13 protein-coding genes are annotated in these 16,461 nt (G+C 63.6%); 3 read left to right on the top strand and 10 right to left on the bottom strand.

The window, feature by feature from the left end:
- Positions 1-72 precede the first annotated feature (72 nt).
- Positions 73-1,527: a glutamate synthase subunit beta gene (locus EJ074_RS23060; protein ID WP_095806282.1), complete on the top strand. Its 1,455-nt coding sequence runs from the start codon at positions 73-75 to the stop codon at positions 1,525-1,527.
- Between the two features lie 106 nt (positions 1,528-1,633).
- On the opposite strand, the gene EJ074_RS23055 is transcribed toward EJ074_RS23060, so the two are convergent.
- Both EJ074_RS23055 and EJ074_RS23050 read right to left on the bottom strand, forming a co-directional pair.
- Entirely contained in the window at positions 1,634-2,845 is a 1,212-nt protein-coding gene (locus EJ074_RS23055; RefSeq protein WP_095806479.1) for a DUF459 domain-containing protein, read from the bottom strand.
- Between the two features lie 112 nt (positions 2,846-2,957).
- Positions 2,958-4,178 (bottom strand): lytic murein transglycosylase, encoded by a 1,221-nt coding sequence (locus EJ074_RS23050; RefSeq protein ID WP_095806283.1) that lies wholly within the window; start codon positions 4,176-4,178, stop codon positions 2,958-2,960.
- 203 nt (positions 4,179-4,381) lie between these two features.
- On the opposite strand from EJ074_RS23050, the gene galU reads away from it, so the two are divergent.
- Positions 4,382-5,293: a UTP--glucose-1-phosphate uridylyltransferase GalU gene (galU, locus tag EJ074_RS23045; RefSeq protein ID WP_176478380.1), complete on the top strand. Its 912-nt coding sequence runs from the start codon at positions 4,382-4,384 to the stop codon at positions 5,291-5,293.
- A 40-nt stretch (positions 5,294-5,333) separates the two neighbouring features.
- Here galU and EJ074_RS23040 read toward each other — a convergent pair whose 3' ends face one another.
- Positions 5,334-7,124 carry an outer membrane beta-barrel protein gene (locus EJ074_RS23040; RefSeq protein WP_129553814.1) on the bottom strand — a complete coding sequence of 597 codons (1,791 nt, stop codon included), beginning with the start codon at positions 7,122-7,124 and terminating at the stop codon, positions 5,334-5,336.
- A gap of 160 nt (positions 7,125-7,284) precedes the next feature.
- Between EJ074_RS23040 and EJ074_RS23035 the strand changes: the two genes are divergently transcribed.
- Complete coding sequence (locus tag EJ074_RS23035; RefSeq protein WP_129554086.1) at positions 7,285-8,286, top strand: KpsF/GutQ family sugar-phosphate isomerase; 1,002 nt, start codon at positions 7,285-7,287, stop codon at positions 8,284-8,286.
- Between the two features lie 41 nt (positions 8,287-8,327).
- Here EJ074_RS23035 and EJ074_RS23030 read toward each other — a convergent pair whose 3' ends face one another.
- The 7 genes from EJ074_RS23030 to EJ074_RS22995 all read right to left on the bottom strand — a co-directional run bounded on the left by EJ074_RS23030 (position 8,328) and on the right by EJ074_RS22995 (position 16,435).
- The gene (locus EJ074_RS23030; RefSeq protein ID WP_095806285.1) at positions 8,328-8,792 is read right to left on the bottom strand and encodes an NfeD family protein; all 465 of its coding nucleotides are present in this window, start codon (positions 8,790-8,792) and stop codon (positions 8,328-8,330) included.
- Positions 8,793-8,820: 28 nt separating this feature from the next.
- Positions 8,821-9,771: an SPFH domain-containing protein gene (locus tag EJ074_RS23025; RefSeq protein ID WP_095806286.1), complete on the bottom strand. Its 951-nt coding sequence runs from the start codon at positions 9,769-9,771 to the stop codon at positions 8,821-8,823.
- 135 nt (positions 9,772-9,906) lie between these two features.
- Positions 9,907-10,971, bottom strand: coding sequence for a ferrochelatase (gene hemH, locus EJ074_RS23020; RefSeq protein WP_095806287.1), 1,065 nt, complete (start codon positions 10,969-10,971; stop codon positions 9,907-9,909).
- 144 nt (positions 10,972-11,115) lie between these two features.
- Positions 11,116-13,134 carry a 5'-nucleotidase C-terminal domain-containing protein gene (locus EJ074_RS23015; protein WP_129553813.1) on the bottom strand — a complete coding sequence of 673 codons (2,019 nt, stop codon included), beginning with the start codon at positions 13,132-13,134 and terminating at the stop codon, positions 11,116-11,118.
- Between the two features lie 348 nt (positions 13,135-13,482).
- A complete protein-coding gene (locus EJ074_RS23005; RefSeq protein WP_095806289.1) occupies positions 13,483-13,857 on the bottom strand; it encodes a hypothetical protein in 375 nt (124 codons plus the stop codon).
- 85 nt (positions 13,858-13,942) lie between these two features.
- Positions 13,943-15,388, bottom strand: a complete 1,446-nt coding sequence (locus tag EJ074_RS23000) for a homospermidine synthase (RefSeq protein WP_095806290.1) — start codon at positions 15,386-15,388, stop codon at positions 13,943-13,945.
- Positions 15,389-15,499: 111 nt separating this feature from the next.
- Positions 15,500-16,435: a DUF3445 domain-containing protein gene (locus tag EJ074_RS22995; RefSeq protein WP_095806291.1), complete on the bottom strand. Its 936-nt coding sequence runs from the start codon at positions 16,433-16,435 to the stop codon at positions 15,500-15,502.
- Positions 16,436-16,461 lie beyond the last annotated feature (26 nt).

Raw genomic sequence — 16,461 nt, 5'->3', positions numbered from 1 at the left:
TTGCCACGGCAGCCTTATGGGGTTAACGGGTGCGCGACAAAAGCGTGCCTTCGGAACAGCAGGGACTGGACTATGGGCAAGGTAACTGGATTTCTCGAGATCGACCGGCAGGTGCACAAGTACCAGCCAGCTTCCGACCGCATCCGGCATTTCCGCGAATTCACGCTGCCGATGTCGGACAAGGAAGTCGAGAAACAGGCCGCGCGCTGCATGGACTGCGGTATTCCGTTTTGCCATGGGCCGACCGGCTGTCCGGTCCACAACCAGATCCCCGACTGGAACGACCTCGTCTACAATGGCGACTGGGATGCCGCGATCCGCAACTTGCACTCGACCAACAATTTTCCGGAGTTCACCGGCCGCATCTGTCCCGCACCGTGCGAGGAAGCCTGCACGCTGAACCTCGAGGACATCCCGGTCGCCATCAAGACGGTCGAGCAGGCGATCGCCGACAAGGCCTACGACACCGGCCATATCCGCCCCTATCCGCCGGAGAGGAAGACCGGCAGGCGCGTCGCTGTCATCGGCTCCGGTCCGGCCGGCATGGCGGCGGCGCAGCAGCTCGGACGCGCCGGCCACGACGTGCATGTCTATGAACGCGAGAGCCGGCCTGGCGGGCTGATGCGCTACGGCATTCCCGACTTCAAGATCGAGAAACACTATATCGATCGCCGCATCGAACAGATGCAGGGCGAGGGTGTGACCTTCCATTGCGGCATCAATGTCGGCGTCGACAAGAAGGTTTCGGAACTGCTCGCCGATTACGATGCGGTGCTTTATTGCGGCGGCTCGGAAACGCCGCGTCCGGCCAATATTCCGGGCGACGATCTCGGCGGCGTCTATGACGCGATGCCCTATCTGGTGCAGCAGAACCGCCGCGTCGGCGGCGAGCCGATCCAGTCGGTGGCATGGCCCTCGCATCCGATCCTCGCCAGCGGCCAGCATGTCGTCGTGGTCGGCGGCGGCGACACCGCGTCCGACTGCATCGGCACCGCGTTCCGGCAAGGTGCTGTGCGCGTCACCCAGCTCGACATCCGTCCGCAGCCGCCCGAGAAGGAAGACAAGCTCGCGGTGTGGCCGTACTGGGCGACGAAGATGCGCACGTCTTCCTCGCAGGCCGAGGGCGCCGAGCGCGAATTCCAGGTGGCGACGCTCGAATTCATCGGCGAGGACGGCCAGCTCACCGGCGTCCGCTGCTGCGAGGTCGACGAGAAGCGCAAGCCGATCGCCGGCACCGAATTCGTCATCCGCGCCGATCTCGCCTTCATCGCCATCGGCTTTGCCGGTCCGGCGTCCGACAGCGTGATGAAGGAACTCGAAGGCGAGATAAAGGTCGTCACCGACAGCCGCCGCTCCAGGAATGTCGAGGCCAACGACCGCGACTACAAGACCAGCGTCGACAAGCTCTATGTGGCGGGTGACGTTCGCCGCGGCCAGTCGCTGGTGGTGTGGGCGATCCGCGAGGGCCGCCAGGCGGCGCGCTCCATCGACGAAGCGCTGATGGGATCGAGCGTCCTGCCGCGTTAGAGCGGTTCACCTTTTCAGGGAAACGGCCAACCGCTCCCATCTATTTGTTCTTGTCGCAATTCCGGGCGGAAAGCCGTCGCCCGGATCCGTTTCAGCGCTAAGCGTTTTAGCGATTGATCGCCGTCGTCGTGTCCGACGAAGCGGTCGGTGTCTTCGGCGGCCAGGAGAAATCATCGGCACGGCCTGGCGAGGCAGCCGGCGCCTTGCCCTCGACCGTCAGCTTTTCACCCGGCAGGTTCGGGTCGGGCTTGGCGGGCGGTGCAGCACCCAGAAGTTCGGAGCCGCCATCGAGGGCGGGATCGCTGAGCAGCATCGGCGGCGTGCGGTCGACGATGACGGGTGCCGAGGCCGGCTTCGACTCCTCCACGGGAGCTCCGGCCGGTGCGGAGACCGTCGTGACGCTTCCAGGCGCAGCCAGTCCGAGTATCTTGGCCAGCGGCTTTTCCGTATAGAAGGCGAGCTTGCGCTTGCCGGCCTTGCTCACGTTGATGCCGTCGTCGGAGCGCAGGCGCACCGCCTGGCCGTTGACGTCCGGACCCGAGGTGACGAAGGCGCCGTTCTCGTCGACGAAGCCGTCCCAGACATCGACGAACTCGCCGCCATGATTCTCGGCGGCCGAGTGATAGATGTCATTGAAGGCCAGCATATCCGAGGACATCTTCGCCACTCGAAACGCCGGCATGCCGACCCACAGGAACGGCACCTTGGCGTCCTGTATGGCCTTGCCCATGGCATCGGTGCGACGCTCATATTCCTTGGTCCAGTTCTCCGAACGCGGCTGCTCGCGCACGTCGCCGACCCGCATCTGCTGGCGGTCGTTGGAGCCAAGCATGACGATCACAACGGATGGTTTCTCCGTCTCGATCAGCGACTTGATCTCGACCGGCCAGTTGTAGAAATCGTCGCGCACGAAGCCGGAAGAGCCATTGCTGCGCGACACCACCCTGACGGCTGCGTTGTCGGCGAAGGCGGTGTCGAGGCCTTCAGCCAGCCCGCTCGCCATGAAATCGCCGACCACCAGCACCACGCGCGCATCAGGCGCCTTTTCGACGACCGGGATCTCCGGTTCGGGCGGCGGGCGCGGCTTGGATTTCCTCAGCTTCGGCTTTTGCCTTGGCCTCTCGAACTCAGGCAGCGGCTCGATCCGCTCGCTGCGGCGCGGAAACAGAAGGTCGCGCAGCGACCAGCCGCGGCTTTGCTCCTGCGCGAAGGCAGGCGTGTGGAAAGCACTGGCGCCGGCGACGGCAAGCACGGCGACGGCCACAACGAGGATCGGCAGGCGGCAAACGATCGACCAGATACGCGCAACCGGAACCAATCGTTTCTCCATCCCTTGCCGCATGACCGGGTGACGCGGTCAGTCATGCGCGAGCCGAAGCGCTACCGCATCCTGGCCGTCTTGAAAAGGATACCTCGCGCCATGGTCGGCCCTACTGCTTGCGGAGCCATTTCAGCACTTCCAGGCTCGGATAGCCATCCTGGGTCAAGCCAACCTTTGCCTGGTAGGCCATGATGGCGGCCTTCGATCCTTCGCCGATCTTGCCGTCGAACTTGCCTTCGTAATAGCCGTGCTCAGAGAGCCGCTTCTGCAACTCCTGCCGCTGCTCGAACGTCAGCTTGGTGAAGGGCCGCTGCCAGTCCTGCACCAGGCCGTTGCCGCCGGCGATCTCGTCGGCCAGCAGGCCGACGGCCAAAGCATATTTGTCGGCGTTGTTGTAGGCCTTGATGACCGAGAAATTCCTGACCATCAGGAAGGCCGGGCCGCCCCTGCCGTCCGGCACCTTCAATGTCGCCTTGTCGCTCAGGTTCCTGAACGGTTTGCCGCTGGCCCGGACGACGCCGAGCGCCTGCCATTGCGCCAGCGTCTTCGCCCCGGCGGGCAACTTGCCCGGCGGCAGGGTGACCTCGTAACCCCAGGTCTTGCCGGCCTGCCAGCCATTCTTCTTCAAAAGGTTGGCGGAGGTCGCCAGCGCATCGGGGATGGAATTCCAGATGTCGCGGCGGCCGTTGCCGTCCATGTCGACCGCATAGCGCTGGTAGCTGGTCGGGATGAACTGGGTCTGCCCCATGGCGCCGGCCCACGAGCCCATCAGGTGGCTCTCGTCGATGTCGCCGGTCTGCAGGATCTTGAGCGCGGCGATCAGTTGGGTGCGGGCATATTTCGACCGCTTCGGGTCGCCATAGGCAAGCGTCGCCAGCGAGCGGATGACATTGCGCATGATGTCGTCGCGCTTGAGAATCTCGCCATAGTTCGATTCCATCGACCAGATGGCGAGAAGGATGTTGCGGTCGACGCCGAACCGGGCCTCGATTCGATCCAGCCACGGCTTCCATTTGCGCGCCATCGCCCGTCCGTTGGCCACCGACTGGTCGTGCACGCGATTGTCGAAATAGTCCCAGGCGGGAGCGGTGAATTCCGGCTGCGTGCGGGCCTTTTCCAGCACCACCGGATCGGGCTCGATGCCCCGCATGGCTTGGTCATAAACAGTGCCCGAAACGCCGCCGGCCACCGCCGTGGCCCGGAAGCCGGCGACCCATTGGCGGAACCCCGCATCAGCGAAAGCGGGTCCTGCGGGCACCAGCAAGGCGAGCGAGAGGCTGGCGGCGGTCACCAGTGCCGTCAGGCGCCTTGCAGTGTTGCGAACGGACATCTTTTCCTCCTTCGTCAAATCAGGAAGATCATTGAACGCCGAAGCCGGTTAGTATTTAGTTTACCATAGGTGCCGCCGGGAACGAAAAGAGGTCCCGACGCTTTCAGGCCCAGTCAAATTTTTCAATAGTTGTTTGTTAGTCCATGATTTCGGCGTGAAGATGTGCCGGAAGCGAGTTTGGCAGCAGACCCCTCAAGCGGATAATTGGCATCATGAAACGAGTTCGCAAGGCAGTATTCCCAGTCGCCGGCCTCGGCACACGGTTTCTACCGGCCACGAAAGCCATTCCGAAGGAAATGCTGACTGTCGTCGACCGGCCCGTCATCCAATATGTGGTGGATGAGGCGCGCGATGCCGGTATCGAACATTTCATTTTCGTGACCGGCCGCAACAAGGCGGTCATCGAAGACCATTTCGACGTCCAGTTCGAGCTCTATGACACGCTGGCCCAGCGGGGCAAGGACGACCAGTTGACTCGCCTGCAACGGCTGCAGCCGGCCCCTGGGCAGACCAGCTTCACGCGCCAGCAGGTGCCGATGGGGCTTGGCCATGCCGTGTGGTGCGCGCGCGAGCTTGTCGGCGACGAGCCCTTCGCGCTGCTCCTGCCCGACATGATCATGCAATCGGAGAAGAGCTGCATGAAGGACATGGTCGAGCTCTACGCCGAGACCGGCAACAACATCATCGCCGTCCAGGAATGCGACCCGGCCGAGGCGCATAAATACGGCATTGTCGGCCGCGGCGAGGACACCCATCACGGCTTTCGCATCACCGGGATGGTGGAGAAGCCGAAGCAGGGCACGGCGCCGTCCAATCTCTTCATCAACGGGCGCTACATCCTGCAGCCTGAGATTTTCGGCATTCTCGAAGGCCAGGAGCGCGGCGCGGGCAACGAGATTCAGCTGACGGATGCGATGCTGAAGCTCGAGAAGCAGCAGCCCTTCTACGGCTATCACTATAAGGGGCGGACCTTCGACTGCGGCTCGCCTGAGGGCTTCGTCGAGGCCAATGTCGCCTTCGCGCTCTGGCGCAGCGACATGAACGAGAGCATGGCCGGTGTCATTCGCACCCTGCTCGACGAGGTGCGTCCGGCGGAGCGGCGCGCCGCGTCCTAGCCTGATCGGGTGTTGCCCGGACCCCGCTTCGGTGGCACCGTCAGCGTTGCACCTTCAGGCCGAGATAGACGCTGTTGGCGATGTAGTCGCGGCCCGGCAGGTTGCTGGTGAGCTTTTCAGTCCTGACCCGCGTGGTGAGGCCGGCATAGCGGTTCAGCCACCATGTCAGCCCGGCCTCCGCGCCCAGGATCAGGTCATGCCCGTCGGAGCCGGTATAATCGCGCCAGTCGAGGCCAAGCGCTGAATTCGCCGTCAGGTTGGCGCGAACCTGCCGCTCACCGGTGAGCCGGCCCGAATAGAGGACATCGCCGCTCTCGCCGGCCGTGGTGGTGCTCTCGATCGTGGTCTTTCCGGTCAGGCCGATGATGGTGCCGCGTTCGGGCGACCATTTGAGATCGGCGTTGACATAGGGCCCCACATTGGCCGGCAGTCGGTCGTCGTCGATGCCTTCGCGCAGCCATCCGACCGAGAATTCGCCGGACAGCTTCTCATCCATATCGAGCTCGAGGCCGGCGCGCGCGCCGAACCGTGTCGAGGAGCGTTCGAAGCCGTTGGAATCGACGCGCTGATCGTAGATCCGGCGACCGACTTCGACTTCGCCGAACGGGGTGATGGCCGGCGAAACCTGATAGCCGGTGCGCAAGGTCGCCGAGTAGAGCGTGGAATCGCGATCCTTCTGCGACAGCATGGTGCCATCCGAGAGCTTGGCGTCCCCGTAAAAGTCGTGCGTGACGGCGCCGGTCAGCGCGTAGCGCATCTTGCCGACATCCTTCTCGATGCCGAGGCTGCCGTCCACGCTCTGCCGCAGCGGCTGCGAGGTGACGCCGGCAATGGCATCAGGCGAGGAGGCCGATTCCGGCACCGCTTCGTAGCCGAGCCTGGCGATGGCGCGCAGTTCGTTGTCGAGATCGACGTTCAACTGGCCCTCGATGCGGCCCTGCGCATCGTTGATGTCCTCGCCCGACAGCGTGTTGCGGAAGATTCCATAGCCGTCGATGACGGCCGAATTCTCGCGCCAGTCGGACGTTGCCGAGAACCGCAGCGCCGTCTCGGACAGCACCGCCGGGCTGCCGCCGCTGCTGGAATTGGCGTTGGACGTTGCGGTGACGCCTTGTTCGAGCGTCGGCCGCAAGACAAAGCTGCCGACCTTGATGCCGGTCGCGGTGAATGGATCGTCTTGCGGTTTCGCCTTCTGGCCTTCGATCGAGCCGGTGCGCTCGGCGCCGGGATCGAGCTTCTGCTTGTCGAGGCTATCGATCGTGACGGCGCGGCGGTTGGTGCCGTCATCGCCCGCGGTTGCGGTATCGGCCCGCTCATCGATGGCGGCGGTGTTAGCCGTGCTGCCGGCGGACTGGCCGGGCTTGTTGTTGGTTTTTTTGCCGGCAGGCTTGGTGTCGTTTTTGGCGTCGCCGTCGGCCCCGCGCCGGCCTGCGGTCGAGGGCCGGCGCGGCTTGGCCGGAGGCTGATTGGCTGCGAACGGGTCGTCACCGGCCTGCGGCTGGTCGAAAATGCTTGCCGTGGCACCCGCAGCCTGGTCTTCGTCCGCGACCGCACCTGGGCTCACCGGCTGGTAGGTATTTGCTGGCGTTGCGTCCTGAGCAGTCTGGACCGCCGGCGATGCCTGGTCCAGCGATCCCTGCGCCCTGAGCTGCCTGGCCTTGCGCTGCTGGTCGGCCAGAATGGCCGATTCGGAGACCTCGCCGCGCAGCTCGGTCTCCTGGGCATGGAGTGCCACCGGGCGCAGCAATGCCAGAATGCTCGCCGCCACCAGCAGCGTGCCGACGGCTATGCCCTTTTGACCTCTCTTCGTATCAGGCTGGGGCCCGGACATCGTCACCACTGCTCGCGCGGCGCAGGCGCGCCATACTTACCGAACCGTAAAAGCGGATGGTTAACGGAGGGTTGAGGCAGGCCGGCTCCGCTACCTCAAATAGCCGCCAAACGGCAATTCCGTTGGACAGGCGGGCGGCATGGCGCTAATGGCATCTGCCATGCATGCGGGGTCCTCGGAAAGAAAGCAGCCGGACAGACAGGCTGCCATTGAATCGGCGCTGAGAACGGTGGCGACGGAACAGGCTGGCGTGGCGGTGCTTGCCGCGGCGCTCGGCAATGGCCTGGCCGAGCCGTTCGCAGCCGCCGTCGATACCATCTCGCGAATCGAAGGCCGGGTGATCGTCACCGGCGTCGGCAAGAGTGGCCACATCGGGTCGAAGATCGCGGCCACCCTCGCCTCGACCGGCACGCCTGCCTTTTTCGTCCACCCGGCCGAGGCCAATCACGGCGATCTCGGCATGATCGCCAAGGACGACGCCATCATCGCCATGTCCTGGTCGGGCGAAAGCAAGGAGCTGATGGGCATCGTCGCCTATTCCCGGCGCTTTTCGATTCCGCTGATCGCTATCACCTCGGGCGAGAGTTCGGCCCTGGCGCGCGCCGCCGACGTGGTGCTGCTGTTGCCGCCGGCCCCTGAAGCATGCCCGCACGGGCTGGCGCCGACGACATCAGCTCTGCTCCAACTCGTCATGGGCGACGCGCTGGCGATCGCCCTGCTCGAGGCGCGCGGCTTCACGCCCGACCATTTCCGCACCTTCCATCCGGGCGGCCAGCTCGGCGCCAATCTGGCCCTGGTGTCGGAGATCATGCGCACCGGCGATCAAGTTCCGCTAGCCCTTGTCGGCACCAAGATGCCGGAAGCGGTGATGACGCTGTCGCAGAAGAAAGTCGGTTGCGTCTGCATCGTCGATACGGACGGCAAACTGGTCGGGATCGTCACCGACGGCGATGTTGCGCGCAACCTGCACCGCAATCTGGCCGACGTCACCGTTGACGAGGTCATGACGCGCACGCCCAAGACGATCGATGCGCAAACGCTTGCCGGCACGGCGATCGCCATGCTCAATGAGCACAATATCGGCGCGCTCGTGGTGACCAAGGACAATACGCCAATCGGCGTGGTTCATTTCCACGATCTGTTGCGCATCGGCGCTGCTTGACCGGCTAAACTGATCGCTTGGAGCATCCCGCTCCGGGCGCTCTAGACGGCCTCCACCGTCAGTTCCAGATCGGTGTCGGCGGCGCCGGTCACACGCACCTGCGTGCCGACAGGCAGGTCCGGACCGGAGACGCGCCACAGCGTGTCGCCGAGGCGGATGCGTCCACGGCCGTTCTTGATCGGCTCCGCCAATGTCGCTGTGCGGCCGACCATCTGCGCGCCGCGGCGGTTCAGCAGCGGCTGGTCCGCATTGGCGTTGCGATCACTCACCACCTTCTTGCCGATGAAGGCTGAGACCAGCGACAGCACGAGAAAGGCGAGGACCTGGAGCTGCCAGGTCCAGAACGCGGCCTCCCAGACCAGCAGCGACGCCGCGCCGATGATGAGCGCGGCGATGCCGATCCACAGCATGAACACGCCAGGCGCCACGATTTCCAGCACCAGCAGCACGAATCCGAGGACCATCCAGTTCCACGGCCCGAGTTCCGAGACGATGCGCTCGATCATTGACGTTCTCCCACCAAGATGGCGTGACTCAGCTGTCCGACGGGCGCACGACCGGCGTGCGCGAGCCCTGCCGTTGCGGGCCGGAAGGGCCATCGGCCTTGAACACTTCGCGGGCAATCTCGCCGATGCCGCCGAGCGACCCGATCAGCGACGAGGCTTCGAATGGCATCAGCACGATCTTGTTGTTGCTGGACGAGCCGATCCTGGCCAGCGCCTCGGTGTATTTCTGGGCGATGAAGTAGTTGATCGCCTGCACGTCGCCCTTGGCGATGGCTTCCGACACGACCTGGGTCGCCTTGGCCTCGGCTTCCGCCGAGCGCTCGCGCGCTTCGGCGTCGCGGAAGGCGGCTTCCCTGCGGCCCTCGGCCTCGAGGATCTGCGACTGTTTCATGCCTTCGGCGGCGAGGATCTGGGCGCGCTTGTCGCGCTCCGCTATCATCTGGCGGCTCATCGAATCCACCAGATTGGCCGGCGGGTTGATGTCCTTGATCTCGACGCGGGTGATCTTGATGCCCCAGGGGTGCGCGGCCTCGTCGACGACGCGCAGCAGGCGTTCGTTGATCGCATCGCGGTTGGACAGCAATTCGTCGAGATCCATCGAGCCCATGACGGTACGGATGTTGGTCATGGTGAGGTTGAGGATGGCGTTCTGCAGCCCGGAGACCTGGTAGGCCGCCTGTGCAGCATTCAGAATCTGGAAAAAGGCGATACCGTCGACGCCGACGATGGCGTTGTCGCGGGTGATGATCTCCTGCGTGGGGACATCCAGCACCTGCTCCATCATGTTCATCTTGGCGCCGACGCGCTCGAAGATCGGGTTGATGATGTTCAGGCCGGGCGTCAGCGTCTTGGTGTAGCGGCCGAAACGCTCCACTGTGTAGTTATAGCCCTGTGGCACCGTCCTGATGCCTTTGAAAAGAAGGAGGATGACGAGGAATACAAGAACAATGATGGCAATGTCGAAACCGCTAAAGCCCATTTCGTTTCTCCCTCAAAAGGCGGCGACCTCACGGAATCACTTAAGTGTGTTTCCGAAGCGTTACAATCAGGTGATCACGAATATTGATTAGCGAAGGCTTGTGTGCACTGGTTTTGCAGCCTTGCTGCCGGCACCTCAGACCCAGCCCGACAATTCCCGGCGCACCATCGCTTCGACGACCGCCATGCCCTCGGCGCTGTCGTTCAGGCAAGGGATGTGGGCGAAATGCTTGCCGCCGGCATGATGGAAGGTCTCGGCCGCTTCGCGGCCGATCTCGTCCAGCGTCTCGATGCAGTCGACGGAAAAGCCCGGATTGACGATGGCGATCGACTTCACGCCCTCTTTCGCCAGCTTCTCGACCGTCACGTCGGTATAGGGCTGCAGCCATTCCTGCGCGCCGAAGCGTGACTGAAAGGTGGTGATGAGCTTCTTCTCGTCCCAGCCGAGCCTTGCTCGCAGCAGCCGAGTCGTCTCGAGGCAATGCGCCTGATAGGGATCCCCCTTGTCGGCATAAGGCTTGGGGATGCCGTGATAGGAAGTGATCACCACCTCCGGCTCGAAATCGAGGCTGGTCAGATGCTTTTCGATCGAACGCGCGAGCGCCTCGATATAGATGGGCTCGTCATAGTAGGGCGGCACGCTGCGGACTGCCGGCGCGTGCCTGATCTTCATCAGCGCGCGGAACAACTGGTCGTTGGCGGTCGCCGTCGTCGTCGCTGAATATTGCGGATAGAGCGGAAAGGAAAGGATCCGGTCACAGCCCTGCTCGACCAGCCGGCGCGTGACGCTCGCCGTCGAAGGATTGCCGTAGCGCATCGCCCAGTCGACCACGACGTTCGGCAGGTCGCCGAGAGCTTCCGCCAGCTTGTCGGCCTGCGCGCGGGTGAAGGTGCGCAGCGGAGACTCGTTTTTCTCGGTATTCCAGATCCTGGCGTAGTTGGCGCCGGATTTTTTCGGCCGTGTGGTGAGCACGAGGCCGTAGAGGATCGGGTACCAGATCGCCTTGTTGAGCTCGATGACGCGTGGGTCGGACAGGAATTCCCGCAGATAGCGCCACATCGGCTTGAACTCGGTGCCGTCCGGCGTGCCGAGGTTGATCAGCATGATGCCGATCTTGCCCGTCCGCGCCGCCGCGGCGCCCGTCAGCGCCGGGCCGATGGTCACGGCGGCTTTTGCGTCGGCGGGATCGGCAAGCGTCATCAACTATCTCCGGGATCGGTGCGAAACTAGCGATGCCGCGCCGGTTTTCAATGCTGCCTGTGGCCGCACCTTATCCCGTCACCGTTCGAAAACGGAACACCCGCCCGGTGTCCCGGACGGGTGCCCATGAGTTCCGGAGGAAGCCTACTTCGCGGCCGGGGGAATGGTCAGCGTCCCGCCGAGCGGCAGCCGGCGCGGCTTGTAGTCCTTGTTGGCCTCGGAGATCAGCTTCCATTTGGTGCCGTCGCCATAGGCTTTCTTGGCCAGGTCCCAGTAGGTGTCGCCGGCGGCGATCACGTGGCTGCTCTCCGGGCTGCTCCCGGCCGGCTTGGCCTCCGTTGGGGCTGTTTCGGCAGGCTTTGCTGCTTCGGCTGGTGCCGACGTTGCCGTTTCAGCCGGAACGCTGGGCGGCGTGCCGGCGATGTCGCCGGAATTTGACGGCAGGGCCGGCATTGCTGGCTCAGCGGTCGCGGGCGCCGTCTCCGCCGGCTTCGCCGGTTCGGCGGCCGGCGCCGTCGCGGCCGGTTTCGCGGGCTCCGCTGCCGCTACGGTCGCGCCGATCTCGGTGATGCGGCCGTCGAGCTTCGGCGTGTAGGGCCGGTGCGCGCCAAGATAGTCGGCCACCACCTGCTCAAGGCCCGGACCATAGTCATAGGCATCCGAAGCCTTCTCCGCGAAGACCTTGTAGCCGTCGCCGCCCTGGCGGACATAGTTGTTGGTGGCGACGAGATAATGCTTGTCCGGATTGATCGGCGTCCATGCGCCGTTTTCCATCACCTCGACGGATTTGACGCGACCTGCGTTGGGGGCGGCCGATTTGTCGAAGGAATATTTCAATCCGGCGACCTGCGGGAAGCGTCCGGCGCCATCCTCGATCTGGCTGAGGCCGCTTTCCAGGGCGGCCACCAGATCCTTGCCGGAGATCTTGAAGGTCGCCAGCGTGTTCTGGAAGGGCAGCACGGTAAGCACCTCGCCCATGGTCACGACACCCTGGTCGATCGAGGCGCGCAGGCCGCCGCCGTTCGTAATGACGATCTCGACGCCCTGGCCCTTCACGCGATCGAGGACGGCGTCCGAGACGAGATTGCCCATCTCGCATTCGCGGGCGCGGCAATTCTCCCGGCTGCCGTCGATGGGCTTGGTGGTCTCGGCGACTTCCTTGTTCTTCAGCGCCTCGATGGGCGCGCCCAGTTCCTTGATGCGGGCGAGAACGGCAGGATCCGGCGTGATCGACTTGTCGAGATAGATCGGGTCGCCGCTCGCTTCCTTGACGACGCCGTTGTCGTCGAACACCACCTTGAACTCGCCGAGATATTTCGAATAGGACGCCGCCTGCACCACCGGCACCTTGGAGCCGTCGGGGTTGTCGACCATCGTCGGATAGGGGCCAGCCGCCTTCGGATCAGTGTTGGACAGAAGCGTGTGGCTGTGGCCGCCGACCACGATGTCGACGCCGGGGATCTTGGCGATCACGTCGCGTTCGCGGTTATAGCCGATATGGGTGACGGCGATGATCTTGTTGACGCCTTCTCCCTTCAGCTTCTCGACCTCGGCGGTGATCGATTTGACGTCGTCCTCGATGGCGATGTTCGGCCCGGGCGAGGCGAGCTCCGGCGTGTCGTTGGTGACGGCGCCGACAATGCCGATCTTCTGTCCACCGACGTCAAGCACGATCGACGGCTTGATCTTGCCCGCGGCGCCAGACTTGTCGTTGGGCACCACATTGGCGCTGACGATCGGGAACTTCGCCTTGTCGAGGTAAGGCACCAGCGCGCTCTCGCCGTCGTCGAACTCGTGATTGCCGAGCGTCACGGCGTCGGGCTTGATCTGGTTGAGAAACTCCTCCTCCGCCGCACCCTTGTAGGTGATGTAGAACAGCGACCCTTGGAAGCTGTCGCCTGCGTTGAGCAGCAGCACATTCTGGCCCTCGAGCTTCTTGCGCTCCTGGGCGATCGCGGTGATCAGCCGACCGGCGCCGCCAATGCATTCGCCCTTGGTTTCCTCCTCGGCAGAGCAAGTCGATTCGTACTTGTTGTTGCCTTCGATGCGGCTGTGCCAATCGTTGAAATGCAGAATATTCAGCGTGTAGTCGGCAAAGGATGCTCCGGCCGACAGGCCAAGCGTCGAGGCAGACAGGGTTAGAATGGCGGCAATCTTCTTCATCTTTGTCTCCCGGATAAGCTGACTCGAAGGTGCTTAATCCCCTCGCTTGACCGCAACATTACAGTCAGCTCGGGATCATGTTCACATCGCGTTTCGGTCGATGCAAGCGGAAATCAGGAGCGGTTTGCCGGCACAAAAAAGGACGGCGGCTTCACGCCGCCATCCTTCATTCATGTCGATATTTTTCCGGATCTGACCTGACGCATTTGCCCGACGTCAGGGGAATGCACCTGCTGCAAATTGCCTACTGCATGTCGCGCAAAAGTGTGCAGCGGTTTTGCAAAAGCGACGTGCATAAGAACAAAGACCTAAAAGCGCGTCGCCTGATCCGTTCCAGCGCGATGCGCTCTAGGCCCGGCGCGTCAGGACGAAGTTCTGGCCGCTGGCGCTGGTGCAATTGAGCTGGCTGGTCGAAATCATCAGGCAATTGAAGCTGACCGGAGTCTGCCGGATCAGCGAGGTGCCATGGATCTCGACCGAGGTCGGGCCGGTCATGGTGTAGCTGCCCTCGGACAGCTTCTGGCCGGTGTCGGTCGCGACAGTGGTGAAGCTGCCGGCGGCAAAGGTCGACAGGCCAGTGCCCTTGGCGTCGATCCAGTTGCCTTCGACGCCCTTGGGCGCCGTCATTGAGGGCTGATCGGACGGGCCGGTGGTGGTGCAGGCGGCAGCGGCCAGAAGGCCTGCCGCGGCGCCCGCCGAAAGCAATTTGCGCGCAACGGTCATTTGAAAATCCTCTCCTCATTCCGCGCCTTTTCAATCGCCCGATTTCCGGGCGATTGCAAGGCGGAGACCGCAGCAGGCCTGGCTGCTATCGCACCAGGATGTTGCGGAACTGCCACGGGTCGTTCCGGTCGAGATCCTCGGGGAAAAGACCCGGACGATTGTCGAGCGGCGTCCAGTCGGTATAGTAGCCCTTGACCGGTCCGAGGTACGGAAACTGCACGTCGAGGCAGCGCCGGTAATCCATCTCGTCGGCCTCGACGATGCCGGCCATCGGATTTTCCAGCGCCCAGACCATGCCTGCAAGCACCGCTGAGGTGACCTGGAGGCCGGTGGCGTTCTGGTAGGGGGCAAGCCTGCGCGCCTCGGCCAGCGACAGCTGCGAGCCGTACCAGTAGGCGTTCTTGTCGTGGCCGTAGAGCAGCACGCCGAGTTCGTCGATGCCGTCGACCAATTCGTTCTCGTCGAGGACGTGATGCACTGGCTGCGCCTTGCCGGCGGCGCCGAACATCTCGTGCAGCGACAGCACCGCGTCGTTGCAGGGGTGGTAGGCATAATGGCAGGTTGGGCGATATTGCACCTTGCCCTTCTTGCCGCGCAGGGTGAAGAAATCGGCGATCGAGATCGCCTCGTTGTGGGTCACCAGGAAACCGTATTGCGGGCCGGGCGTCGGACACCAGCTGCGCACGCGCGTGTTGGCGCCAGGCTGCTCCAGGAAGATGGCCGCCTGCGAGCCATCCTTGTGCTTCCTGCCGTTCTTCGGCATCCAGTTCTCATGCGTGCCCCAGCCGAGCTCGGACGGCTGCATGCCTTCCGAGAGAAAGCCCTCGACCGACCAGGTGTTCCAGAACACGTCCATCGGCTTCGGCTTCTTGGTGCGCTGGGTATCGCGCTCGGCGATGTGAATACCCTTGACGCCGGCCTTCTTCATCAGCCTCGCCCAGCCCTCGCGGTCATGCTCCGCCGGCTCGCTGAACTCGAGCCCGAGATCGGTGGCAAGATTGACGAGCGCCTGCTTGACGAACCACGAGACCATGCCCGGATTGGCCCCGCAGCAGGAGACCGCCGTGGTGCCGCCGGGGCTCTTCTCCTTCTCCTGGCGCACGCTTTCGCGCAGCGCATAGTTGGTGCGCGACGCGTTGTCGGCCGTGTCGTCGAAATAGAAGCCGAGCCACGGCTCGACCACCGTGTCGATGTAGAGCACGCCGAGCTTGCGGCAAAGCTTCATCAGCTCGAGCGAGGAGGTATCGACCGACAGGTTGACGCAGACGCCCTGGCCACTGCCATTGGTGAGTAGCGGGGTCAGGAGCTTCTTGTAGTTCTTCCTGGTCACCGCTTCCTGCACGAAGGCTATCCCCCGCTCGTCAAGGAGCTTGCGGTCGGTGTCGCGCGGGTCGATGACCGCCATGCGCGACTTGTCGAACTTGAAATGGCGTTCGATCAGCGGCAGCGTCCCCCGCCCGATCGAGCCAAAGCCGATCATCACGACAGGGCCGGTGATTTCACCGTAAACGGGCCAGTTTTCATTCGCCATTTTTTCGCACACTCCTTCGAACCCGGGCAAAGCCGGCAATTTTCGCCGGTAGCCCTACACCACAGATCACTGTCATAAACCAGCGAAAAGCGCCAATTGCCGGCGATCTCTTCAAGCCCCCTTGGCCATTTGAGCGAGGTATCCGACCAGACGGTCACGGTCGGCGGTCAGGCCCTTGTAGTCGAGCTGCGCCTGGTCGAGGGCATTGAGCTGTTCGGCAAAGGAAGCCGCCAGCGCAATCCTGTCGGCATGGCGGGCGAGCACGGACAGCGGATCGAGATGGATGCGGATGGTGAAAAGAATGTCGCGCGAGACCGGCAGCTTGCGCAGCGTCTGGCGCTCGACGCGGATAAAGGCGTGGGCGTTGATGTCGCCGTCCGCGAAGCGCGTCGGACGGTTGGTGGCGCGGTCGATGCGCTGGGCGCTGTAGAGCGGATGATAGAGCGCATCATCCGCCTGGATCGACCAGTTGAAGCGTTCCACCGCCTGGCCCTGCAGTCCGTCGAACATGCGGTTGATGAGATCGGCCGGGCGCGTGCCGGGGCCGAACCCCGGCACCGGCGCATGGATTTCCTGCAGCGGCTTGCCGAATTTTTCGAGCAGGGACCAGGACGAGGGAAAGCAGAGCGAGCCCGCCGCGAGCCGCCAGCCGTTCCCGCCGCGACGCATCAGGATAAGGTCTTCCTGGACCAGCAGGGAAGCCCGGAAGAGCGGTGCCTCTCGCAATCCGGAGGGCGGCTCGTCGACCGCTCCTTCGAGGCCGATCACCTCGACAGTTGAGCCAGCGGCGCGATGGCTCTCGGGGTATTTTGCCGGGAGATAGGCGCTGAGAAGGTCGAGCACTTCCTGCTGCGCATCGCGGGTGCCGTGTTCCTCGACAAAGACTTTTTCCGGGATTTCGGCGTAAAGCCGTCGCTTTTCGGCAAGGTGCGGCAAAAGAAATTCATCGACCTCGATCCAGCGTTCGAGTTCGAGCGGCTTCAGACCGATGGTGAAAAGTTTCGAGGACCCGTCATAGGGCGTGTGGGTCGGCTGGCGAATGGTCATGCTTTCTCAAACAGAAACGGCTGCCC

This window comes from Mesorhizobium sp. M3A.F.Ca.ET.080.04.2.1, assembly GCF_003952525.1.
GTDB lineage: Bacteria > Pseudomonadota > Alphaproteobacteria > Rhizobiales > Rhizobiaceae > Mesorhizobium.
This window is presented reverse-complemented; position numbering and strand designations above follow the sequence as displayed.